This window comes from Pseudomonas alkylphenolica, from assembly GCF_016009175.1.
GTDB classification, from domain to species: Bacteria; Pseudomonadota; Gammaproteobacteria; order Pseudomonadales; family Pseudomonadaceae; genus Aquipseudomonas; species Aquipseudomonas alkylphenolica_B.
In genome coordinates this window covers 50,650-72,737 of the sequence record NZ_JADUCM010000030.1, presented here as the reverse complement: position 1 = coordinate 72,737, position 22,088 = coordinate 50,650, and the positions used below count along the sequence as shown (strand labels likewise).

At 61.2% G+C, this 22,088-nt stretch carries 24 protein-coding genes and 1 tRNA gene; 4 read left to right on the top strand and 21 right to left on the bottom strand.

Going from position 1 to position 22,088, the window contains the following annotated elements:
• Positions 1-132: 132 nt before the first annotated feature.
• Positions 133-2,148 (bottom strand): excinuclease ABC subunit UvrB, encoded by a 2,016-nt coding sequence (uvrB, locus tag I5S59_RS21355; RefSeq protein ID WP_197878356.1) that lies wholly within the window; start codon positions 2,146-2,148, stop codon positions 133-135.
• Between the two features lie 308 nt (positions 2,149-2,456).
• Here uvrB and I5S59_RS21350 point away from each other — a divergent pair, with 308 nt between their 5' ends.
• Both I5S59_RS21350 and I5S59_RS21345 read left to right on the top strand, forming a co-directional pair.
• Positions 2,457-3,653, top strand: a complete 1,197-nt coding sequence (locus I5S59_RS21350) for an amino acid aminotransferase (protein WP_197878355.1) — start codon at positions 2,457-2,459, stop codon at positions 3,651-3,653.
• 62 nt (positions 3,654-3,715) lie between these two features.
• Positions 3,716-3,791 (top strand) — tRNA-Asn (locus tag I5S59_RS21345).
• 73 nt (positions 3,792-3,864) lie between these two features.
• Here I5S59_RS21345 and I5S59_RS21340 read toward each other — a convergent pair.
• From I5S59_RS21340 to I5S59_RS21310, 7 genes are all read right to left on the bottom strand, one after another.
• Complete coding sequence (locus I5S59_RS21340; RefSeq protein ID WP_197878354.1) at positions 3,865-5,091, bottom strand: NADH:flavin oxidoreductase/NADH oxidase family protein; 1,227 nt, start codon at positions 5,089-5,091, stop codon at positions 3,865-3,867.
• Positions 5,092-5,175: 84 nt separating this feature from the next.
• Positions 5,176-5,583: a MerR family transcriptional regulator gene (locus I5S59_RS21335; RefSeq protein WP_197878353.1), complete on the bottom strand. Its 408-nt coding sequence runs from the start codon at positions 5,581-5,583 to the stop codon at positions 5,176-5,178.
• A 58-nt stretch (positions 5,584-5,641) separates the two neighbouring features.
• Positions 5,642-6,064: a cupin domain-containing protein gene (locus I5S59_RS21330; RefSeq protein WP_197878352.1), complete on the bottom strand. Its 423-nt coding sequence runs from the start codon at positions 6,062-6,064 to the stop codon at positions 5,642-5,644.
• A gap of 90 nt (positions 6,065-6,154) precedes the next feature.
• Positions 6,155-6,715, bottom strand: coding sequence for a DUF1285 domain-containing protein (locus I5S59_RS21325; protein ID WP_197878351.1), 561 nt, complete (start codon positions 6,713-6,715; stop codon positions 6,155-6,157).
• A 10-nt stretch (positions 6,716-6,725) separates the two neighbouring features.
• Positions 6,726-7,331 (bottom strand): DUF4823 domain-containing protein, encoded by a 606-nt coding sequence (locus I5S59_RS21320; RefSeq protein WP_128326024.1) that lies wholly within the window; start codon positions 7,329-7,331, stop codon positions 6,726-6,728.
• 66 nt (positions 7,332-7,397) lie between these two features.
• A complete protein-coding gene (locus tag I5S59_RS21315) occupies positions 7,398-8,366 on the bottom strand; it encodes a GTP 3',8-cyclase MoaA (protein ID WP_197878350.1) in 969 nt (322 codons plus the stop codon).
• Between the two features lie 127 nt (positions 8,367-8,493).
• Positions 8,494-9,132, bottom strand: coding sequence for a TetR/AcrR family transcriptional regulator (locus I5S59_RS21310; RefSeq protein WP_128326022.1), 639 nt, complete (start codon positions 9,130-9,132; stop codon positions 8,494-8,496).
• A 72-nt stretch (positions 9,133-9,204) separates the two neighbouring features.
• On the opposite strand from I5S59_RS21310, the gene I5S59_RS21305 reads away from it, so the two are divergent.
• On the top strand, positions 9,205-10,338 hold the full coding sequence (locus I5S59_RS21305; RefSeq protein ID WP_197878349.1) for an aminotransferase class V-fold PLP-dependent enzyme: 1,134 nt from the start codon (positions 9,205-9,207) through the stop codon (positions 10,336-10,338).
• Positions 10,339-10,577: 239 nt separating this feature from the next.
• Here the strand turns inward: I5S59_RS21305 and I5S59_RS21300 are convergent, their stop codons facing one another.
• From I5S59_RS21300 to I5S59_RS21245, 12 genes are all read right to left on the bottom strand, one after another.
• Positions 10,578-11,390, bottom strand: coding sequence for a TatD family hydrolase (locus tag I5S59_RS21300; protein ID WP_197878348.1), 813 nt, complete (start codon positions 11,388-11,390; stop codon positions 10,578-10,580).
• A 43-nt stretch (positions 11,391-11,433) separates the two neighbouring features.
• On the bottom strand, positions 11,434-12,420 hold the full coding sequence (locus I5S59_RS21295) for a DNA polymerase III subunit delta' (RefSeq protein WP_197878347.1): 987 nt from the start codon (positions 12,418-12,420) through the stop codon (positions 11,434-11,436).
• A complete protein-coding gene (gene tmk / locus I5S59_RS21290; protein ID WP_197878346.1) occupies positions 12,413-13,045 on the bottom strand; it encodes a dTMP kinase in 633 nt (210 codons plus the stop codon). Before tmk ends, I5S59_RS21295 begins: the two co-directional genes overlap by 8 nt.
• A 20-nt stretch (positions 13,046-13,065) precedes the next feature.
• Positions 13,066-14,208 (bottom strand): endolytic transglycosylase MltG, encoded by a 1,143-nt coding sequence (mltG, locus tag I5S59_RS21285; protein ID WP_197878345.1) that lies wholly within the window; start codon positions 14,206-14,208, stop codon positions 13,066-13,068.
• 3 nt (positions 14,209-14,211) lie between these two features.
• Positions 14,212-15,027, bottom strand: coding sequence for an aminodeoxychorismate lyase (gene pabC / locus I5S59_RS21280; RefSeq protein ID WP_197878344.1), 816 nt, complete (start codon positions 15,025-15,027; stop codon positions 14,212-14,214).
• The gene (gene fabF / locus I5S59_RS21275; RefSeq protein WP_197878343.1) at positions 15,027-16,271 is read right to left on the bottom strand and encodes a beta-ketoacyl-ACP synthase II; all 1,245 of its coding nucleotides are present in this window, start codon (positions 16,269-16,271) and stop codon (positions 15,027-15,029) included. Before fabF ends, pabC begins: the two co-directional genes overlap by 1 nt.
• A 105-nt stretch (positions 16,272-16,376) precedes the next feature.
• Positions 16,377-16,613 (bottom strand): acyl carrier protein, encoded by a 237-nt coding sequence (gene acpP / locus I5S59_RS21270; protein WP_003175607.1) that lies wholly within the window; start codon positions 16,611-16,613, stop codon positions 16,377-16,379.
• 195 nt (positions 16,614-16,808) lie between these two features.
• Positions 16,809-17,549, bottom strand: a complete 741-nt coding sequence (gene fabG / locus I5S59_RS21265; protein ID WP_197878342.1) for a 3-oxoacyl-ACP reductase FabG — start codon at positions 17,547-17,549, stop codon at positions 16,809-16,811.
• A 16-nt stretch (positions 17,550-17,565) separates the two neighbouring features.
• Positions 17,566-18,504 (bottom strand): ACP S-malonyltransferase, encoded by a 939-nt coding sequence (gene fabD / locus I5S59_RS21260; RefSeq protein ID WP_197878341.1) that lies wholly within the window; start codon positions 18,502-18,504, stop codon positions 17,566-17,568.
• Positions 18,505-18,633: 129 nt separating this feature from the next.
• A complete protein-coding gene (plsX, locus tag I5S59_RS21255) occupies positions 18,634-19,644 on the bottom strand; it encodes a phosphate acyltransferase PlsX (protein ID WP_197878340.1) in 1,011 nt (336 codons plus the stop codon).
• A gap of 3 nt (positions 19,645-19,647) precedes the next feature.
• Complete coding sequence (rpmF, locus tag I5S59_RS21250; protein WP_010223221.1) at positions 19,648-19,830, bottom strand: 50S ribosomal protein L32; 183 nt, start codon at positions 19,828-19,830, stop codon at positions 19,648-19,650.
• Positions 19,831-19,843: 13 nt separating this feature from the next.
• Complete coding sequence (locus tag I5S59_RS21245; protein WP_010223220.1) at positions 19,844-20,371, bottom strand: YceD family protein; 528 nt, start codon at positions 20,369-20,371, stop codon at positions 19,844-19,846.
• A 95-nt stretch (positions 20,372-20,466) separates the two neighbouring features.
• On the opposite strand from I5S59_RS21245, the gene I5S59_RS21240 reads away from it, so the two are divergent.
• Complete coding sequence (locus I5S59_RS21240) at positions 20,467-21,045, top strand: Maf family protein (RefSeq protein WP_197878339.1); 579 nt, start codon at positions 20,467-20,469, stop codon at positions 21,043-21,045.
• A 50-nt stretch (positions 21,046-21,095) separates the two neighbouring features.
• On the opposite strand, the gene I5S59_RS21235 is transcribed toward I5S59_RS21240, so the two are convergent.
• The gene (locus tag I5S59_RS21235; RefSeq protein ID WP_197878338.1) at positions 21,096-22,088 is read right to left on the bottom strand and encodes a S49 family peptidase; all 993 of its coding nucleotides are present in this window, start codon (positions 22,086-22,088) and stop codon (positions 21,096-21,098) included.

Below are 22,088 nucleotides of genomic sequence, written 5' to 3'. Positions count from 1 at the left end.
TTTTTTTCCCCCCCAACCGGCCCGGGGGGTTCTCGGGGGGGCACCCCAACGCCCGGGGGTTGGGGCCGGGGGGGGCGCCCACGCGCCGGCAAGCCTGGCGCCTACGGGAGCGAGGCTTGCCGGCGAAGGGACTCAAACGGTAATCAAACGCTCGCGCAACGCAGTAATTTCGTCGCGCATCTGCGCGGCGGCCTCGAACTCCAGGTCGCGCGCCAGCTGGTACATTTTCTCTTCCAGCAACTTGATGCGCTTGGCGATTTCGCCGGGTGAATGCAGCTCCGCTTCGTAACGCGCGCTTTCTTCGGCCGCCTTGGCCATGCCCTTGCGCTTCTTGCTGCGCGAGCCGGGCACGTTGGCGCCTTCCATGATGTCGGTGATGTCCTTGACCACGCCTTTGGGCACGATGCCGTTGGCGGCGTTGAAGGCGATCTGCTTGTCGCGGCGGCGCTCGGTTTCACCAATCGCCCGCTCCATCGAACCGGTCATTCTGTCGGCATAGAGAATCGCCCGGCCGTTGAGGTTACGCGCCGCACGGCCGATGGTCTGGATCAATGAACGCTCGGAGCGCAGGAAGCCTTCCTTGTCAGCATCGAGAATCGCCACCAGCGACACCTCGGGCATGTCCAGGCCCTCACGCAGCAGGTTGATGCCCACCAGTACATCGAAGGTCCCCAGGCGCAGGTCACGGATGATTTCGACCCGTTCCACGGTGTCGATGTCCGAGTGCAAGTAGCGCACCCGCACGTCGTGATCGGCCAGGTAATCGGTCAGGTCTTCGGCCATGCGCTTGGTCAGTGTCGTGACCAGCACACGCTCTTCCACCGCGACGCGCTTATGGATTTCCGACAACAAGTCGTCGACCTGGGTGGTGGCCGGACGCACCTCGACCTGAGGGTCGACCAGACCCGTCGGGCGCACGACCTGCTCCACTACCCTGCCCGCATGATCAGCTTCGTAAGGCCCTGGCGTGGCGGAAACGAAGATCGTCTGCGGGCTGACATTCTCCCATTCATCGAAACGCATCGGCCGGTTGTCCAGCGCCGACGGCAGGCGAAAACCGTATTCGACCAGGGTTTCCTTGCGCGAGCGGTCACCCTTGTACATGGCGCCGACCTGCGGAACGCTGACGTGCGATTCATCGATCACCAGCAGCGAATCGGGTGGCAGATAATCGTAGAGCGTCGGCGGCGGGGCCCCGGCCGGGCGGCCGGAGAGGTAGCGCGAGTAGTTTTCGATGCCGTTGCAGTAGCCCAGCTCGAGGATCATCTCCAGATCAAAGCGGGTCCGTTGCTCCAGGCGCTGGGCTTCGACCAGCTTGTTGGCCTTGTGCAGGTACTCCAGACGTTGCTGCAGCTCTTCCTTGATGCCCTCCACTGCCTCAAGCAGAGTTTCGCGCGGGGTCACGTAGTGGCTCTTGGGGTAGAAGGTGAAGCGCGGCAACTTGCGGATCACTTCCCCGGTCAACGGATCGAACGCGGCAATGTTCTCCACCTCATCGTCAAACAACTCGATGCGGATCGCTTCAAGGTCCGATTCAGCCGGGAAAATATCAATCACGTCACCCCGCACACGGAAGGTCGCCCGGGCAAAGTCCATTTCGTTGCGGGTGTACTGCAGGTCGGCCAGGCGGCGCAACAAGGCACGCTGGTCGAGCTTGTCGCCGCGGTCCACGTGCAGGACCATCTTCAGGTAGGTTTCAGGGCTACCCAAGCCGTAGATGCAGGACACGGTGGTGACGATGATCGCGTCACGGCGCTCCAGCAGTGCCTTGGTCGCCGACAGGCGCATCTGCTCGATGTGGTCGTTGATCGACGCATCCTTCTCGATGAAGGTATCGGACGACGGCACGTAGGCTTCCGGCTGGTAGTAGTCGTAGTAGGACACGAAGTACTCAACGGCGTTGTTGGGGAAAAACGCCTTGAATTCGCCATACAACTGCGCCGCCAGGGTTTTGTTCGGTGCCAGTACCAGCGTCGGCCGCTGCACCTGGGCGATGACATTGGCGATGCTGAACGTCTTGCCGGACCCCGTCACCCCGAGCAGGGTCTGGTGCGCCAGGCCCGCCTCGATCCCCTCGACCATCAGGCGAATGGCTTCGGGCTGATCGCCGGCCGGCTGGAAACGGGTGACGAGCTGGAACTCGGACATGACAAACCTCTGTGTTTTCGCGACGTTTTTATCGCCGACGCTGGCAACTGTATCTATAGACAGTGGTTATACCGAATTAGTGGCGGTGAGCGCCACTTTCAACTCAGTGTTGTGGGCATTTGCAGCTATTGACCGGTCAATTCGACTAACGGTCGAAAAATAATCGGCGAAACAGCGGGAAAAGCTGCATCAGACTGTCGCCGTGACCGATCGGTATCACTATACTGACTCCCCGTTTGTGCACCGCTCTAGTGCATCCGACTGGAGCGTGCGACCCCTATCACTCTCCATTCAGAGCCAAGGTAATAATGAGCCTGTTTTCCGCTGTCGAGCTGGCACCACGCGATCCCATTCTGGGCCTCAACGAAGCTTTCAATGCCGATACCCGTGACAATAAAGTCAACCTGGGTGTGGGTGTTTACTGCAACGAAGAAGGGCGTATCCCACTGCTGCGCGCAGTGATCGAAGCCGAAACCCAGCGCGCTGCCCAGCACGCTTCCCGCGGCTACCTGCCGATCGACGGCATCGCCGCCTACGACCAGGCCGTACAGAAACTGCTGTTCGGTGCCGAGTCGCCACTGCTGGCCGCTGGCCGCGTGATCACCACCCAGGCCGTCGGCGGTACCGGTGCCCTGAAAATCGGTGCCGACTTCCTCAAGCAGGTTTCGCCGAATGCCGTCGTGGCCATCAGCGACCCAAGCTGGGAAAACCACCGCGCCCTGTTCGAAACTGCCGGTTTCCCGGTGCAGAACTACCGCTACTACGACGCGGCCACCAACGACGTCAATCGCAGTGGCATGCTCGAAGACCTCAACGCCCTGCCGTCCGGTTCGATCATTGTGCTGCACGCGTGCTGCCACAACCCGACCGGCGTCGACCTCAGCCTGGAAGACTGGAAAAACGTCCTCGAAGTGGTCAAGGCCAAAGGTCACGTGCCGTTCCTCGACATGGCCTACCAGGGCTTTGGCGACGGCATCCACGAAGACGCCTTCGCTGTGCGCCTGTTCGCCGAGTCGGGCCTGGACTTCTTCGTCTCCAGCTCGTTCTCGAAATCCTTCTCGCTGTACGGTGAGCGCGTTGGCGCGCTGTCGATCGTCACCGAGTCCAAGGAAGAAAGCGCACGCGTGCTGTCCCAGGTCAAGCGCGTGATCCGCACCAACTACTCCAACCCGCCAACCCACGGCGCCACCATCGTCGCTACCGTGCTCAACAGCCCGGAACTGCGCGCCATGTGGGAAGCCGAGCTGGGTGAGATGCGCCAGCGCATCCACGGCATGCGCAAGCAAATGGTTGAGCTGCTGGCCGAATACGGCGCACAGCGCGACTTCAGCTTCGTCGGTCGTCAGCGTGGCATGTTCTCGTACTCGGGCCTGACCGTTGAGCAAGTGGCACGCCTGAAGAACGAGTTCGGTATCTATGCCCTGGATACCGGCCGCATCTGCGTCGCTACCCTGAACCAGAGCAACATCCATGTCGTGACCAAGGCCATCGTCTCGGTCCTGTAACTGACAAATTGCCAGGGGGAGGCTTGACTTCCCCTTAGCAATCAGTAAGATACGCCACAGATTCCGCGATAGCTCAGTCGGTAGAGCAAATGACTGTTAATCATTGGGTCCCAGGTTCGAGTCCTGGTCGCGGAGCCAAACACAGTTTCAGAGGCAGTTTTCAAGGCCTTTGAAGCAACAAAGAACCCACCTTACGGTGGGTTTTTTCGTTTTAGCGCCCGGTCATCCACCGACGATATTGGCGAGCGCGCAAAGCAGTGGCCACTTGCTGCTGCAGCAGTGCCCACCAGGCGGGCACGTGCGGGTTCGGCATCCTGGCCTGGCTGAGTTTGCGCAACTGGAATTTGACCACCGCCATATTGGCCAACGAGGCCAGCGCCTTGTTCTTCCAGGCGATGGGCGCCAGCTGCGGCGCGCTATCCTTTCCAGCCTGCCAGTCATGAGGCAGATAAGGGTTGATCGCCAGCGCCGTTCCGATCCCGACCATCGCCACACCACTGCCAATCACCTCGTCAGCCACCGGGCGTCGGCGAATGCCGCCGGTAACCATGACCGGCATCTTCGCAATCGCTTGTATGTCGCGGGCAAACTCCAGGAAGTATGCCTCCCGGGCAAGAGTGCGGCCGTCCCGCGACACGCCCTGCATGGCCGGGGCCTCATAGCTGCCGCCGGACAACTCGACCAGGTCGACGTCGAGGTCGTTGAGCCACAGCACTACCTGCCGGGCGTCATCAGCACTGAAACCGCCGCGCTGAAAGTCGGCAGAGTTCAGCTTTACCGCCACCGCGAACCCCGGCGACACCCCTGCGCGTACCGCCTTGACGGTGTCCAGCAGCAGCCGCGCGCGATTGCTCAACGAACCACCCCACTGGTCACTGCGCTGGTTGCTCAGCGGCGACAGGAACTGACTCAGCAGGTAACCATGGGCAGCATGAATCTCGACACCGGTAAAGCCTGCCTGCTCGGCCAGGCGCGCGGTACGGGCAAAGCGGCGGATGACCTCGTCGATTACCGCCGGCGTCATCGCCTGGGGCATGCCGAAGTGCCGGGACATCTTGCCAAGGTCCAGGGGCACCGCAGATGGCGCCCAGGTCGACTGACCGAGATTGGCGGGCATCTGCCGGCCAGGGTGGTTGATCTGCAGCCACACCTGCGCGCCGGCGGAGCGCCCTACCCGCGCCCACTGACGAAACTTTTCCAGATGCTGGTCGCTCTCCAGCACCACGCCGCCCGGCCCGGTCATGGCGCGACTGTCGATCATTACGTTGCCAGTGATGATCAACCCAGCGCCGCCGTCCGCCCATGCCTGATAAAGGCGCATCAACTGCGCGGAGGGCGCCTGCGTCAGGTCGGCCATGTTTTCCTCCATGGCGGCCTTGGCAATACGGTTGGGGATGGTCGAACCATTGGGCAGGGTCAGGGTGTCGAACACGTTCATCGCAAGTACCTCGTTTGATCGTGTCCGGACTCTATCGTTAAAGTTAACTTTAATGTCAACCCCGGCAATTTGGCCGCAATGCCACTAGACGCCCGTGCGCAACCCGCTAAGAACCCGCTGCGCATTGTCCTCGCAGGCCATGCCTTCAGGCTTGGTTTCAATCCCCTCGATGACCTGCAACAGTTGCGCCTTGCTGCTGGCAAGGCGCTGTTGCAACGCCTCGATCTCTTCGACTTTGCGCTTGAGCCCTTGCACCAGCTCATCGTGCTGCCAACCCTTGGCACTCACCGGTAACAGGTGACGGATCTCGTCCAGGGAGAAGCCGGCGGCCTGGGCGCTGGTAATGATCCCCAGCACACGCACCGCCTCATCGCCGTAGTCGCGGTAACCGTTGGCCTTGCGAACAACCGAGTGGATCAGCCCGCTGGCCTCGTAGAAACGGATTCGCGAAGGGGCCAGGCCGGTGAGTTTCGCCAGTTCTCCGATTTTCATAAGCTACCTGCAAGCACGGGTTCAGCCTCAAGCTTACTTTAACCTCAGGGCCTGGTGCTCACTGCTGATACGGCTCGGTCACTGGCTGCTGCTCATCCACCAGCGACCACACCAGCAATTTTGCCGGCTGTGTCGCGCTGGCGTTGTAAGACTGCAGGTGCACTGTACCCGGCGCTTCGTACCAGAACTCCCCCGCCTTGTAGGTCACCGGCTTCGACTCGCCCTTGAGCTGTGAGACCACCGAACCTTCCAGGACGTAGGCCATGACCGCCCCCGGATGCTGATGCGCCACTGACTTCTGACCCGGCGCATAGCTGACCGTGAGCATGATGGCTTTTTTGCCCGGGGCATTGCTCGGCATCTGCTCCTGCAGGATCTTGATTGCTTCCTGCCCCTGCTCAGGCCCATGCGCCCAGGCACCCGGCAGAACAGACAAACCGCTGGTAATCAGAGCGGCGATTAAGAAGGGACGGTATTTCATGAGGACTACCTCGTGGTGGGGAATACCGGCAGGTTATGCCGACTACCACGAGGTAAAAAGTGCCAATTCAGGCGAAAACGCGGAGGCTAATCAGCCGCGGCCGATGGGGTAGAACGCACCGCCACTCCAGACCCCCAGCCACTCCTGACCGTCGATCTGTTGCGCCACGGCCAGCTCCACCAGTTGATAGAACACATTGCGGTGGATCAGCGCCTCAAGGTTGCTGCGCATATGCACATAAGGCGATGGCTCCTGTGTCTGCGCATCGATCTCGAAGCGCAACGGGTGCTCCGGGCCGGCCTCGACCTGATCATCGACATTGCTGGTAAAGCGCAGCACCTGCTGCTCGCCGCTGCCCAGTACTTCAAGAAGCACCGCTACAAACGGCGCATCGTCGACCTTGATGCCGACCTTCTCCACCGGCGTTACCAGGAAGTAGTCGTCACCGTCGCGACGGATGATGGTGGAGAACAGCCGGACCATCGGCTTGCGCCCGATCGGCGTCCCCAGGTAATACCAGGTGCCATCGCGGGCAATGCGCATATCGATGTCGCCGCAGAAGTCCGGGTTCCACAGATGCACCGGTGGCAGCCCCTTTCCCGATGGAGGGATCTGCGCCAGCAAATCATTGGCCTTCCCGGAATCTGTCATCACCCTCTCCTCAACGGCTCATGCCCAAAAGGCTACGAGCGTAATCCTCAAGCGGTGGGCCAAGCAAATCTTCCGGCGTCTGGTCATGGAACGTCAGCAAGCCGCCACGGCTTTTGATTCGTGCCGTGTCGATCAGGTAACGGGTATTGGTTTCGATCAGCATCAACTGCACCACACCGGTGTCGACGCCCAGGCGATCAACGGCTTGCTCGTCGTACCATTCGTCGCCGTTGCCGATGCGATCATCGGTACGGGCAAAGCGGGTGTACAGCAGGTAATGGGCGCCGACCGCGCGCGCTTCGACCAGGGCTTGCTCCAGCCCCAACGGGCCTTGAGCGCGGCGCACCAGCGGGAAGTACTCGATAAAGCCCTTGAACGCTTCTTCGGCAACCACGTTAGGCCGTGGATAAGGCCCCTTGCCCGGTGGCACAAATGCGCCCTGGCCGATGTAAATGAATGAGTCAGGTTGCAGGCGTACCGACAACGAACGGCGCGTATCGCTGTGATCCAGCAAGCCGGCATCGCTCATGTGGTAGCGGGCACCCTCGCCCATGTCGCTGACATTCATACAGCCGCCCAGCACCATCAGCGCCAGCAGCAAAACCAGGCTTCGCATCTATCCTCCAGTAGCCGGTGACGGAAAACCGGCGAACAGCAGACAGATGCAGATTTTGCGCCAGTCTTAACCGCCGATGATCTTCATCACCGTTGCACCACCGGAAAACGCCACCGGCTGCTTGTCACCCAAGGCCTTGACCAGCAAACCCTGCAAGGCGGGCAAGGCCTGATGGCGCGGCTTGTCGAGCAAGTCGCCGATAAAGTGACGGTTGCTCGACGACAGGCAACCATGCAACCAGCCGGTGGAGGACAGACGCAGGCGCGAACAGGTTCGGCAGAACGGCACGCTTTCGTTGGCAATCACCCCGAAGTAGCCTTTGCCTGGAATCTCGTAGCGCAACGCGGTGGCATCCACCGGCGCATTGGCCTGCAGGTATTCGTAACGCTCACCGATCAACTGCAACAAGTGCTCAAGGCTGACGAATTGCTGCACAAATGCATTGCTGTCACGCGCCAGGTGCCCCATGCGCATCAGCTCGATAAAACGCAATTCATAGCCGCGGGCGAGGCAGTACTCCAGCAACGGCACCACCTGATCGAAGTTCTGCCCGCGCAGCGGCACCATGTTGACCTTGATGCACATACCGGCCGCCGTAGCCTGCGCCATTCCCTCCAGCACGGTGGCCAGGTCGCCGCCACGGGCAATGCGGCGAAACGCGTCGGGGTCGAGAGTATCGAGCGAGACATTGAGCCGGCGAATGCCAGCCGCACGCAGCAGCGGCAGCTTGCGCGCCAACAACTGGCCATTGGTGGTCAGGCTGATTTCATCCAGACCAAGGCCGGCGACAGAAGCGAGAAAGGGTTCCAGTTTGGGGCTGACCAATGGTTCGCCCCCCGTCACGCGCAACCGCTCGATACCGGCGGCCTCGATCAGGTAAGCCACACCGCGGGCCATCGCTTCGGCCGACAGCTCGTCCTGAGCCGCGACCAGCCGCTTGCCGTCTGGTACGCAATAGGTGCAGGCATAGTTGCAGGCAGCAGTGAGGCTGACACGCAAGTTGCGAAAACGCCTGCCTTGGCGGTCGACGATCATGGATGACTCCGGCGTGGAAGAATCGGGCCTGCAAAACCTGACTCAAAAATCAGGTTTTTGCAAGCCTCTTACATGAGTATAGGCCTGCAGGCCTTACCACAGTAGCGCCGAAGCTATTCAGGGTCGATCAGTTACCGGTCACATCCGGGTCGCGTTTGCGCTTGTTGCCCATGCGCACGCCGATGTCCATGAGGAACTGGAAGAAGCCTTCCTGATCTTCCAGCACATTGCTCCAGAACGGCGAGTGGTACAGCGCCACGGCGCCATGCACCAAGGCCCAGGCGGCGCAGTAGTGGAAGTACGGCGGCACGTCTTCGAGCTTGCCTTCGCTGATGCGCCCTTTGATCAGCAGGGTCAGGCGCTCGAAGTTGGAGGCGCGGATCTTGTGCAGCTCCTCGACCATCTCCGGTACCTGGTTGCCCTTGACCACTTTCTCTTCGAGGCGGTCAAACAACCGGTAACGCTGCGGATCACGCATGCGAAATTCGAAATAGGCGCGCGACAGGGCTTCCTTGTCGCGATCGACGTCGGCAGAGTGCAACAGTTCGTTCAAATCGCGCTCGTAGTCGAGCATCAGGCGCAGGTAGATCTCCGCCTTGGATTTGAAATGCTTGTAGATCGTGCCTTTGCCGATACCGACTGCATCAGCGATCATCTCGACGGTGACACTGTCTTCACCCTGTTCGAGAAACAGCTTGAGTGCGGTATCGAGAATTTCTTGCTCACGGCGACGAAACTCACGGACCTTACGAGGTTCTTTCTGCATAAGAAGGACTGGATCAAAATCGAAGCCGGTTATTATGCCTAACTTGCGCCAAAATGCACGGATCATCCGACCATGTCTATGTTTCTTGATGAGTTTGAACAAGCGCCAGGCCTTCGCTACCTGAACCATGCCGCCGTCGCCCCTTGGCCCAGACGCGCCAGTAAAGCCGTCGCCCGCTTTGCAGAGGAAAACGTTTGGCTTGGCGCCCGCGACTATCCAGCATGGATGGCCATGGAGCAGCGCCTGCGCGAACGCCTGATGCGCCTGATCAATGCACCCTCGACAGACGACATCGCCCTGGTCAAGAACACCTCGGAGGCGTTGTCGTTCGTTGCCTTCGGGCTCGACTGGCAGGCCGGCGACCAGATCGTCATCAGCGATGAGGAGTTCCCATCCAACCGGATCGTCTGGGAAGCGCTGGCCGACCGGGGTGTCGAAGTGCGCCAGGTCAGCCTCAAGGGCACCGACCCGGAAGCCGACCTGCTGGCCGCCTGCGGGCCGCAGGTACGCCTGCTGGCGGTCAGTGCCGTACAGTTCGCCAGTGGCCTGCGCCTGGACCTGCCCCGGCTTGGCCAAGGCTGTCGGGAGCGCAATGTGCTGTTCTGTATCGATGCCATCCAGCAACTGGGCGCCCTGCCCTTTGACGTGCAAGCCTATCAATGCGATTTCGCCATGGCCGACGGGCACAAATGGATGCTCGGCCCGGAGGGGCTCGGTGTGTTCTATTGCCGCGCCGAGGTACGCCCACGCCTGAAGCTCAGCGAATACGGCTGGCACATGCTTGAACACATGGGTGATTACACCCGCACCGAATGGGAACCGGCCCACAGCGCCCGGCGTTTTGAATGCGGCAGCCCGAACATGCTGGGTGCGGCAGCCCTGGACGCCAGCCTGTCGCTACTGGAAGAGGTAGGGATGGAACAGGTGTCGGCACTGCTGGCCGAGCGGGTGCAGTGGCTGTACGACGGGCTGAAGGCCATTGCGGGCGTACAACTGCACAGCCCGCAAGACCCAGGGCGCCGTTCCGGCATTGTGTCGTTCAGCATTGCCGGGGTGGACAATGCTCGCGCTCATCACCTGCTGAAACAGCAACAGGTGGTTTGCATTACTCGCGGCCCTGGTGTGCGGTTTTCCCCGCATTTCTACACATCCAGGCAGGTTATCGACGAAACTCTGGCAGTGGTGCGGCAGATAGCAGAGCGATGAGTGCTCAGCAGCGGCGGCTGTATTCCAAATCTGTTTAAAAAACGAGCAACCACCGCTGGCAGCCCGCCAATCCTGACCAATACTTCAGGTGTTGGCGCGGCGCATCCCCCCAAGTGGCGCGCCGATAAAGGTGCCCATGGACCGCGTACCTTTGTTTTACTCCTAATGGTCTTAACCCGGATTCACCCCCCAGAACCCGGGTTTTTTTTGCCCGCCATTCAGCCCCTCAGGGACAAAAATCACACCGATCCTGTGGGAGCGGGTTTACCCGCGAAAAGCCGTGCCAGCGGGAACAGGCGCTTGAAGTTCGCCGTGGTTTGCTCGGCCAGTTGCTCGTAGCGCTCACCCCGTACCATCGCGACAAACTCCGCCACTTCGCGCACGTATTGCGGCAGGTTCGGCTTGCCGCGGTACGGAATCGGCGCAAGGTACGGCGAATCCGTCTCCACCAGCAAGCGCTCGGCCGGCACCTGCCGGGCGACATCGCGCAAGGCGTCGGCATTGCGGAAGGTAACGATGCCGGACAACGAAATGTAGTAACCCAGGTCCAGCGCGGCCTTGGCCATCTCCCAGTCTTCGGTAAAGCAGTGCAGCACGCCGGCCTGCGCCAGGTCAGCCTCGCGCAGCAGCGCCAGGGTGTCGGCGCGCGCTGCCCGGGTATGAATGATGACCGGCTTGCCGGTGACTTTCGCCGCTTGCAGGTGCAAGCGGAAAGAGTCCTGTTGAACCTCGGCGGCTTCCGGCTCGTAGTGATAGTCCAGGCCGGTTTCACCGATTGCCACCACATGCGGATGCGCCAGCTCCTTGAGCAGCCACTCCAGCGGCGGCGCACCATCGGGGGTGAGGTCCAGCGGATGGATACCCACCGAACAGTCGACATCGCTGTAGCGCTCGCTCAGGTCTTTGACGGCCTTGGCGTTGTCGGCGCTGACGCCGATGCACAGGAAGTGGCCGACACCGCGCGCACGTGCGGCATCCAGCGCCGCATCCAGCGAACCCTGGTGGGCGGAGAGATCGAGACGGTCGAGGTGGCAATGGGAATCTACAAGCATGGGCACATGACAACACTGAAATGAAAGTAAGGGACAGCTCGGCTCAACGCTGGCCAGGCAACATCGCCCAGGACGCCAGCAACGCTTCGAGCAACAGCACGCGATTGAGGTTGGCCTTGGCCAGCACCTTCTGGCGATGGGCAAGGATCCAGTCCTGAATCTCCAGCACCTTGCCCTGCGCACTCTTCTGCGCCAGGTACTGCACGACCTTGCGCATATCGCTCAAGCCTAAACCTTCTTCGTCCTCGGTCAACTGATAGCGCAGGATGAGGTTGGACCAGTCGCAGAACCAATCGAACAGCTGCAGCAAGGGCACAGCATTCCAGGCTTCTGCCAACTGGCTGGGGGAGGCTTGCTGCTTGAGCAGCTTCTTCACCCCGTCGACCACCAGCGCGCGCTGTTCACGCACCCCCTGAGCATGCAGGGACACGGCAGCCAACGGCGAACCAGCCGCCAGGGTGAGCAGATCAAGGCGCTCCTGCTCATCGCACTCAGGCAATGCCTGACTCAACCATGCCTGGCTTTGCCCGGTACTCGGCAACGGGCAGGCCTGCTGTACACACCGGCTCTTGATGGTCGGCAGCAATCGGCTCGACTGATGACTGACCAGCAGCAGGACAGTGTCACCGGAAGGCTCTTCCAGACTCTTGAGCAAGGCGTTGGCAGCATTGATATTCATTGCCTCCACCGGCTCGATCAACACCACCTTGCGACCACCCAGCTGTGCGGTCTGGACCACGAAGGACACGAGGTCGCGAACCTGATCGACCTTGATCGGCTTGTCAGCCTCCTCCGGTTCGAGCACATAGTTATCCGGGTGACTGCCGGCGGCCAGCAACAGGCATGACTTGCACTGCCCGCACGCGTTCAGGTTGACCGGCCGCTGGCAGAGCAACAGGGCCATCAGGCGTTCGGCCAGCGCGCGCTTGCCGATACCCTGAGGGCCATGCAGCAAGTAGGCATGGGCATGCTGGGTACGACCTGCCAGCTGCTGCCACAAGGCCTGCTGCCAAGGATAGGCCTCAGCCACGGCAACGCTCCAGGATCTGCGGCAGCAAGGCGTCCAGCGACTGCTGCACCTGCACCAGCGATTGCGAAGCGTCGATCAGCCGGTATTGCTGCGGGGCCGCCTTGGCTCGCGCCAGGTAGGCGTCTCGCACGGCTTCGAAGAAGACCTGGCCTTCCTGCTCGAAGCGGTCCAGCCGACCACGGGCCGCTGCCCTGGACAGGCCGACTTCCACCGGCAGATCGAATACCAGCGTCAGGTCAGGACGCAATTCGCCCTGAACGAACTGCTCAAGGGTGGCAATACGCGACACCGACAGGCCGCGACCACCGCCCTGATAGGCATAGGTGGCATCGGTAAAGCGATCACACAGCACCACCGCACCGCGCGCCAGGGCCGGACGAATGACCTGCGCCAGGTGCTGGGCACGGGCTGCGAACACCAGCAGCAGCTCGGTGTCGGCATCCATGGCCTCATCGCTCGGTGCCAACAGCAGCTCGCGAATCCGCTCTGCCAATGGCGTACCACCCGGCTCGCGGGTCAGCACCACGTCCACGCCCGCGGCGCGCAGATGCTCGGCGAGGTACTCGCGGTTGGTGCTCTTGCCCGCGCCTTCGGGACCTTCCAGGGTAATAAACAAGCCGCTCACAGGCAGTCCTTACAGTTTGATCATTGCGAAGAGGCGTCGCTGGCCGGTGCCGACGATTCGGGAACCGGTTCAGGATCGGCCTCAGGGGCTTGCGGGGCCTGCGACTCACCCTCGACTTCAGGGGCAACCGCAGGGGCCGGGCTCGAACGATAGTCGGCGCGGCGCTTGATCTGGTACTCACGAACAGCCGAATTGTGCGCATCCAGGTCATCGGAGAACACATGGCTGCCGTCACCCCGGGCGACAAAGTACAGGCTGCTGCCCGGGGTTGGATTCAACGCGGCATGAATGGCTTCACGGCCGACCATGGCAATCGGCGTCGGCGGCAGGCCGGCGTTGGTGTAGGTGTTGTAGGGCGTGGGCTCACGCAAGTCGGCGCGGGTGATCTTGCCGTTGTAGCGCTCGCCCATGCCATAGATGACGGTCGGGTCGGTTTGCAACAGCATGCCGATACGCATGCGGCGCACGAACACCCCGGCGATCAGGCCACGCTCCTGCGGCACCCCGGTTTCCTTCTCGACCAGCGAGGCCATGATCAGCGCCTGGTACGGGTCGCGGTACGGCAGGTCGGTCGGGCGCTCGGCCCATTCCTTGGCGAGCACTTCTTCAAGGCGGGCATAGGCTTGCTGGAGGAACTCGACATCGGTCATGCCCCGCACGAAACGGTAGGTGTCGGGGAAAAAGCGACCCTCTGGGAACACCCCGGGATGCCCGAGTTTGTCCATCACCTCGGCATCGCTGAGGCCGTCGAGGGTCTGTTTGATTTTTTCATGCTTGGCCAACGCCGAGCGCACCTGGCGGAAGTTCCAGCCTTCGACCAGCGTCAGGCTGTACTGCACCACATCGCCACGACGCCAGACCTCGAACAGGTCGTGCACGGTCATACCCGGGGTCATGCGGTATTCGCCGGTGTGCAACGGCACGCCGGCCATGTTGAAGCGCCAGTAAAGCCGCAGCCAGAAGGCATCGTCCAGCAACCCCTGGTTTTCCATGCGGTAGAACATGCGATTGGGGTTGGTGCCGGTGGGCACGTCGAGCAGTTGTTCCTGACTGATGTGCAGGGGCTGCTCCAGTGCCGACTTCACCTTCCAGGCCGAAAAGCCCAGCAGCAGGCCTGCCAGAATCAATCCGGTCTCCAGCAGCACCAATAATTTACGTCTCACAAATCAGGCATCCAGTAACGTACGGGCAATGGCCTGCAGTTTACGGGTGAGTGGACCCGGCGGCCAGTTCAGCGATGCAAAAGCACGCACCGGCCAGACACCGTAGACGCTGTTGCAGACGAACACTTCATCGGCCTGCTCCAGGTCCTGCGGGGTCAGATCGGTAATGCGCAGCGCAATCCCGTCCCGTGCAGCCTGCTCGATGAGCGCTGCACGCATGACGCCGGCCACGCCACAGCGGCTGAGGTCGGCTGTCAGCAGCTCATTGCCGTGCACCATAAACAGATTGCTGTACACCCCTTCGATGATGCGACCGGAAACATCGCGCATCAATCCTTCGGCATGCTCGGCATCCTGCCACTCGGCGCGCGCCAGCACTTGCTCAAGACGATTGAGGTGCTTGAGGCCGGCCAGCAGCGGTTGTTCCGCCAGGCGCGTGGTACAGGGAAAAAGACGAACGCCCTGCTCAGCATGCGCTGCAGGGTACGCGGGCAAGGGACTGCCCTGGAGGATACGCCGTGGTGCCACGCCAGTCGCAGGCGCATAACCGCGCTGGCTGTCACCACGGACCAGTATCAGCTTGAGTACGCCGCCACCCAGCGCACTGGCGTAACGGCACACCTCATCGCGAACCAGCAACAGGTCGGCGTCGATCGCCAGGCGTTGGCAGCCCAGCGCCAGGCGATCAAGGTGATACTCAAGCAGCGATGGCTTGCCAGCCCTGACCGCGATGGTCTCGAACAGACCGTCGCCGTAGGCCAGTGCACGGCTCTGCAGGTTCACTGCATCGGCCGGCACGCCATCGATCCAGCCGTGCATCAGTCGGCGAACCGGCGGAACACCAGCGAGCCGTTGGTGCCGCCAAAGCCGAAGGAGTTGGACAACACGACGTCGATCGGCATGTTGCGCGCCTCATGCGGCACAAAGTCCAGGTCGCAACCGGTGTCCGGTTCATCGAGGTTGATGGTCGGCGGTGCTACCTGGCCATTGATCGACAGCACGCTGAAGATCGCTTCGACTGCACCGGCGGCGCCCAGCAGATGGCCGGTCATCGACTTGGTCGAACTGACTGCCAGCGTGTAGGCATGCTCACCGAACACCGACTTGATCGCCGAGGCTTCGGCCAGGTCGCCAGCAGGCGTCGAGGTGCCGTGCGCGTTGATGTAGTTGACCTGGTCGGGGTTCAAACGCGCGTCACGCAGGGCATTGACCATGCAGCGCGCCGCACCGCTACCGTCTTCAGGTGGCGAGGTCATGTGGTACGCATCGCCGCTCATGCCAAAACCTACCAGCTCGGCATAGATGGTCGCACCACGGGCCTTGGCATGCTCAAGCTCTTCGAGCACCAGTGCACCGGCACCGTCGGACAGCACAAAACCGTCACGGCCCTTGTCCCACGGACGGCTGGCCCGGGTCGGGTCGTCGTTGCGGGTCGACAGCGCGCGCGAAGCGCCGAAGCCGCCCATGCCCAGACCGCAGGCCGCCATTTCTGCACCGCCGGCGATCATTACGTCGGCTTCGCCAAAGGCAATGTTGCGTGCCGCCATACCGATACAGTGGGTACCGGTGGTGCAAGCCGTGGCGATGGCGTAGTTAGGTCCCTGTACACCCAGGTGGATCGACAGGAAACCGGAAATCATGTTGATGATCGAACCCGGCACGAAGAACGGCGAAATGCGCCGCGGGCCTTGCTCGTGCAAAGTCCGGCTGGTTTCTTCGATATTGGTCAGGCCACCGATACCCGAGCCCATGGCAACGCCGATGCGCTCGCGGTTGGCGTCGGTTACTTCCAGGCCAGCGTTGCGCACTGCCTGAAAACCGGCTGCCAGGCCGTACTGAATGAACAGATCGAGCTTGCGGGCTTCCTTGACCGACAGGTACTGCTCAACCTCGAAGCCCTTTACCGAGCCGCCAAAACGGGTGGAGTAGGCAGACAGGTCCGTATGTTCAATCAGACCTATGCCACTGCGGCCAGCCAGAATGCCCTGCCAACTGCTCGGTACATCCGTACCCAGTGGCGACAGCATACCCATACCGGTGACCACGACGCGTCTACGCGACACAGCACTCTCCTTATTCACATTGACTACATGTCTTGTAAAGAAAAAACCGCACGCCAGTTAAGGCAGTGCGGTTTTTCCATGACAAGAAGCGACGACTACAACGTCTTAGGCCTGGTGGCTGGTGACGTAGTCGATAGCAGCTTGAACAGTAGTGATCTTCTCGGCTTCTTCGTCAGGGATTTCGGTCTCGAATTCCTCTTCCAGAGCCATCACCAGCTCAACGGTGTCAAGGGAATCGGCACCCAGATCTTCGACGAAGGAAGCAGTGTTCACTACTTCTTCTTCTTTAACGCCCAGTTGCTCGGCGACGATTTTCTTGACGCGTTCTTCGATGGTGCTCATACCTTGTTTTCACTCCTAATGGACATATGTCAGGCGGCTGGCCGGTGTGTAAGTGTATAGAAAGACGTCTGCTTTTCAAGCGCAACACGCCTCGCCAGACCACACCTGCCAACCGACTAGAATCTGGTTGCAGCTTTATAACGGATTTTAGACAGCTCGTATGACATTTTTTTGAAGCAATCCGTCACATTAGATTTACATATACATGCCGCCGTTGACCGGAATCGTTGCCCCAGTCACATAACCCGCACCTTCAGAGGCCAGGAAAGCCACCACATTGGCGATCTCCTGAGCCTGACCCAGACGCCCCAGCGGGATCTGGGTCTGCAGCGCTTCGCGCTGAGCTTCAGGCAGTTCGCGGGTCATGTCGGTGTCGATAAAGCCCGGGGTCACCGAGTTCACGGTGATTGCACGGGAGCCTACTTCACGCGCCAGGGCACGGCTGAAACCTTCGAGGCCCGCCTTGGCTGCTGCGTAGTTGACCTGCCCGGCGTTACCCATGGCACCCACTACCGAACCGATGCTGATGATACGACCCCAGCGTGCCTTGGTCATGCCGCGCAACACACCCTTGGACAGACGGTAGAGGCTGTTGAGGTTGGTATCGATGACATCGAACCACTCATCATCCTTCATGCGCATCATCAGGTTGTCACGGGTGATACCGGCGTTGTTGACCAGAATGGTCGGCGCACCGAATTGCTCCTGGATCGCAGCCAGGGTCGCGCTCACCGACTCGTCGCTGGTCACGTTCAGCTCAAGGCCGGTACCGGTGATGCCGTGCTCCTTGAGGGTGGCAGCGATACGCTCGGCGCCGGAGGCGGAGGTCGCCGTACCGATCACGGTAGCGCCCAGACGGCCCAGTTCCAGGGCGATGGCCTGGCCGATACCACGGCTGGCGCCGGTAACCAGTGCAACTTTACCTTGCAGGCTCATGCAAGCTTCTCCTAAATCAGGCCAGCGCCGCGCGGGTGGCGGCGAAAGCATCTGGGGTGTTGAGGTTGTAGGTGGTGACGCCTTCGGCGCAACGCTTGTTCAGGCCCGCCAGGACCTTGCCCGGGCCGCACTCGACCAGATTGACCGGACCATTGGCGGCCAGGGTCTGTACGCATTCAACCCAGCGAACCGGCTTGTACAGCTGCTCGAGCAGGTCGCGCTTGAGGGTGTCGAGGTCGGCAGCAACAGCTGCGCTGACGTTTTGCACCAGCGGGATCTGCGGGGCTTGCCAGTCGATGGCATTGACCGACTCGGCAAAGCGCTCGGCGGCAGGACGCATCAGCTCGCAGTGCGATGGCACACTGACCGGCAGCGGCAGTGCGCGCTTGGCACCGGCCGCCTTGCAGGCTTCCATGGCACGCTCGACGGCTGCCTTGGCACCGGCGATCACGACCTGACCCGGCGAGTTGAAGTTTACGGCGCTGACGACTTCGCCCTGAGCCGATTCGGCGCAGATACGCACGACTTCAGCATCGTCCAGGCCGAGGATCGCCGCCATGGCGCCCTGCCCGGCCGGCACCGCTTCCTGCATGAGTTCGCCACGGCGCTTTACCAGCTTGACGGCGTCACTCAGGCTCAGGCTGCCAGCGGCAACCAGTGCGCTGTACTCGCCCAAGCTGTGACCGGAAACGAACGCCGGACGCGCACCGCCCTCTGCCAGCCACAGACGCCACAAGGCGATCGAGGCGGTAAGGATGGCCGGCTGGGTTTTGTCGGTTTGATTGAGTTGCTCTTCCGGCCCCTGCTGGGTCAGCGCCCAGAGGTCATAGCCCAGGGCATCGGAGGCTTCCTTGAAGGTATCAATGACCAGCGGATACTGGGCGCCCAGCTCGGCGAGCATGCCGAGGGACTGCGAACCTTGACCGGGAAAGACGAATGCGAGGGATGCAGACATTGAACAAGCCCCTAATGATCTTGTCGTCGGAAATGAAGCGCCCAGCACCTGGCTGAGCACAAGAAACTGAAGACTTGGATGATAACGCGGACCAAGCGGTCACATTTAACCACTTCCTCGCCGATATGCCTAAAGCAACAAGTCTTCCAGTCGCCCGTGCAGGCGCTCCGGCAGGTTCTCCTGGATTTCGATCAAAGCGCGCTGGATGGCGCTCTGAAAACCCTGCACACCCGCAGAACCATGGCTCTTGATAACGATCCCCTGCAGGCCGAGGAAACTCGCACCGTTATGCCGTGCCGGCGCAAGATCTGCCTGCAGGCGCTTGAGCAGCGGCATGGCCATGGCACCGGCCAGGCGCGCCGCCACGCCACCCTTGAACAGCGCCTCGATGCGCGCGCCGATCATGGTCGCCAGCCCTTCGCTGGATTTGAGCAGGATGTTGCCGACAAAACCGTCGCACACCACCACATCCGCCTCGCCGCGGTACAAGCCATCGCCCTCGACAAAACCGATGTAGTTAAGGCCACGTGCATTTTGCAGCAGACTGGCCGCCAGCTTGACCTGCTGGTTACCCTTGATGTCTTCGGTACCGACATTCAGCAGCGCCACGCGTGGCCGGGAAATCCCCAAGGCCTGAGCGGCCACCGAGCCCATCACGGCAAACTGGAAGAGGTTTTCTGCACTGCAGTCGACGTTCGCCCCCAGGTCAAGCAACTGGCAATAGCCGGCCTGCGTGGGAATGGCCGCAACCATTGCCGGGCGATCGATACCGGGCAAGGTTTTCAATACATAGCGCGACAGCGCCATCAGCGCCCCGGTGTTGCCAGCGCTCACGCAGGCCTGAACCTTGCCATCACGCAATAGTTCGAGCGCCACGCGCATTGACGAATCGGGCTTGCCGCGCAATGCCTGGGACGGCCGCTCGTCCATGCCGATCACTTCGCTTGCCGCAACAATCTGCAGGCGCGCGCGATCCGCTGCCGACTGGCCAGCGATGAGATCTTCAAGGAGGGAGGGTTGACCGACGAGGGTCAGGTGCAGCGAGGGAGTAGCCGATAGGCAAGCAATACTTGCCTGAACAATGCTGCGGGGACCGAAGTCCCCGCCCATTGCGTCAATCGCGATGATCTGAGCGGACAAGGATTACTCGTCAGCGCCCTTGTCGATCACTTTACGACCACGGTATACGCCTTCTGGCGATACGTGGTGACGCAGGTGTACTTCACCGGTGGTTTTCTCTACGGACAGAGCGTTTTCCGAGAGGGCGTCGTGCGAACGGCGCATGTCACGGGCAGAGCGGGATTTTTTGTTCTGCTGAACAGCCATAATTGATTAACTCCTAAACGTTTGGGTCACGCTTTAACTGCGCCAATACACTGAACGGGTTGGACCGTGTTACCTCGTCCTTGCTCGGTTCGGGCTCATCGGCGCCCGCCGGCTGCTGGCATTCTTCCGGATGATGAGCAGGCACGATGGGCAGGGCGAGCAAAAGCTCCTCCTCGACCAAGGCCTGCAGATCCAAAGGATCTTCGCCCAGTTCCAGCACGTCATAACCTTTCGGCAACGACTGGGTATTCGCACCCTCCTTCACCACAGCGTATGTACATTCGCTATGGATCGGCAGGGTGACCAGCTCAAGACAACGCTGGCAAACCATCTTGACCTCGACGCTCAGGTCGGTGTGGATAACCACAGCCTTCTGCTCGTCTCGCTCAAAATCGAATTTAGCCTGCACCGTACCGACAGTGTCGGAAAGCGGGTCGCAGAGTCTCTCCAAATCGGCGAGTTGCAGCGTTCCTTCGAGAGAAACACCACGATCGGCCAATTTGCGCGGGTCAACGTGAGGTGGAATCGGGTCATTCAACATAGGCGCAGCATTCTAGGGATGACCCCCGCCCCTGTCAAAGGAAATTCGGCTCCGTTCAGCATGTTAGAATCGTTTCACCTGCCCAGGAGTTTATCATGCTGCCTTTATTACTGGCTTCCAGCTCGCCTTACCGGCGCGAATTGCTTGAGCGCTTGCGCCTTCCTTTCAGCTGGGCCTCCCCCGATATCGACGAACAGCGCCTGCCCGAAGAGCCTGCCCTTGACCTGGTCAAACGCCTGGCCCGCGAGAAAGCCCAGGCCCTGGCGGGCAGCCACCCCGCGCACCTGATCATCGGCTCCGACCAGGTGGCCGTGCTGGGCGAGCAGATCCTCGGCAAGCCACACACCTTTGAACGCGCCTGCGAGCAATTGCTGGCCGCCAGCGGCAATCACGTCACCTTTCTCACCGGCGTCGCCCTGCTCAACAGCCAGACCGGCCACTGCCAGGTCGACTGCATCCCCTTCACGGTCAACATGCGCGAGCTGGACTTGGCGCGCATCCAGCGCTACCTGCGCACCGAAACGCCTTACGATTGCGCCGGCAGCTTCAAAGCCGAAGGCCTCGGCGTGAGCCTGTTCCAGAGCACCCACGGCGTCGATGCCACCAGCCTGGTCGGCCTGCCGCTGATCCGCCTGATCGACATGCTGCTGGCCGAAGGCGTTGACCTGCCCTGACCCATAAAAAAACCGGCCTCGACGGGCCGGTTTATTAGCTGACAGAACCTTCAGCGCAGCGATGGCCCCTGAAAGCCCATCCACATTGCCATGCGCTCGGCAATGCTGGTACCCAGACGCTTGGAGAAGCGATCGAACGGCGACTCTTCAACGGTAAAGTCCACCAGTTCCTTCTCACCCACCACCTCACGTGCCACGTAGCCTGCACTGCCCAGGCCATCCACCAGGCCCAGCGCCAATGCCTGCTCGCCCGACCAGATCAAACCACTGAACAGCTCAGGGTGCTCTTTGTCTTTGAGGCGCTCACCACGTCCCTGCTTGACGCTGGCAATGAACTGCTTGTGCGTGGTCTCCAGCACACCCTGCCAGAACGCGGTCTCTTCAGGCTTTTGCGGCTGGAACGGGTCCAGGAACGCCTTGTGCTCGCCCGCCGTGTAGGTACGGCGCTCGACACCCAGCTTCTCCATGGTACCGACAAAGCCATAACCGGCCGCGGTCACACCGATCGAGCCGACCAGGCTCGCCTTGTCGGCATAGATCTGGTCTGCGGCACTGGCGATGTAATAGGCGCCGGAAGCTCCGAGATCGCTGATCACGGCGTACAGCTTGATGGCCGGATATTCCGCGCGCAGGCGGCGAATTTCATCGTAGATGTAACCCGATTGCACCGGACTGCCACCCGGGCTGTTGATGCGCAGGATCACCGCCTTGGTTTTCGAGTCTTTGAAAGCGTCGCGCAAGCCACTGATGATGTTGTCGGCACTGGCCGGCTCCTGATCGGCAATCATCCCGCGCACTTCGACCACCGCGGTGTGACTGACGCTGCGAGACGCCGCCTTGTCCATGCTCATCAACGGGCTGAACAGCGCGAGAATGCCAAACAGGTACGCAAAGGTCAGCAGCTTGAAGAAAATCCCCCAACGCCGCGCACGACGCTGCTCCTGCACACCCGCCAGCAAGGTCTTTTCCAGCAACTTCCAGCTTTTGCGCTCTTCGTTGCCTTCACTTTCGTCGGCGCTGGGCGCCTTCCACTCGTCAGCCAT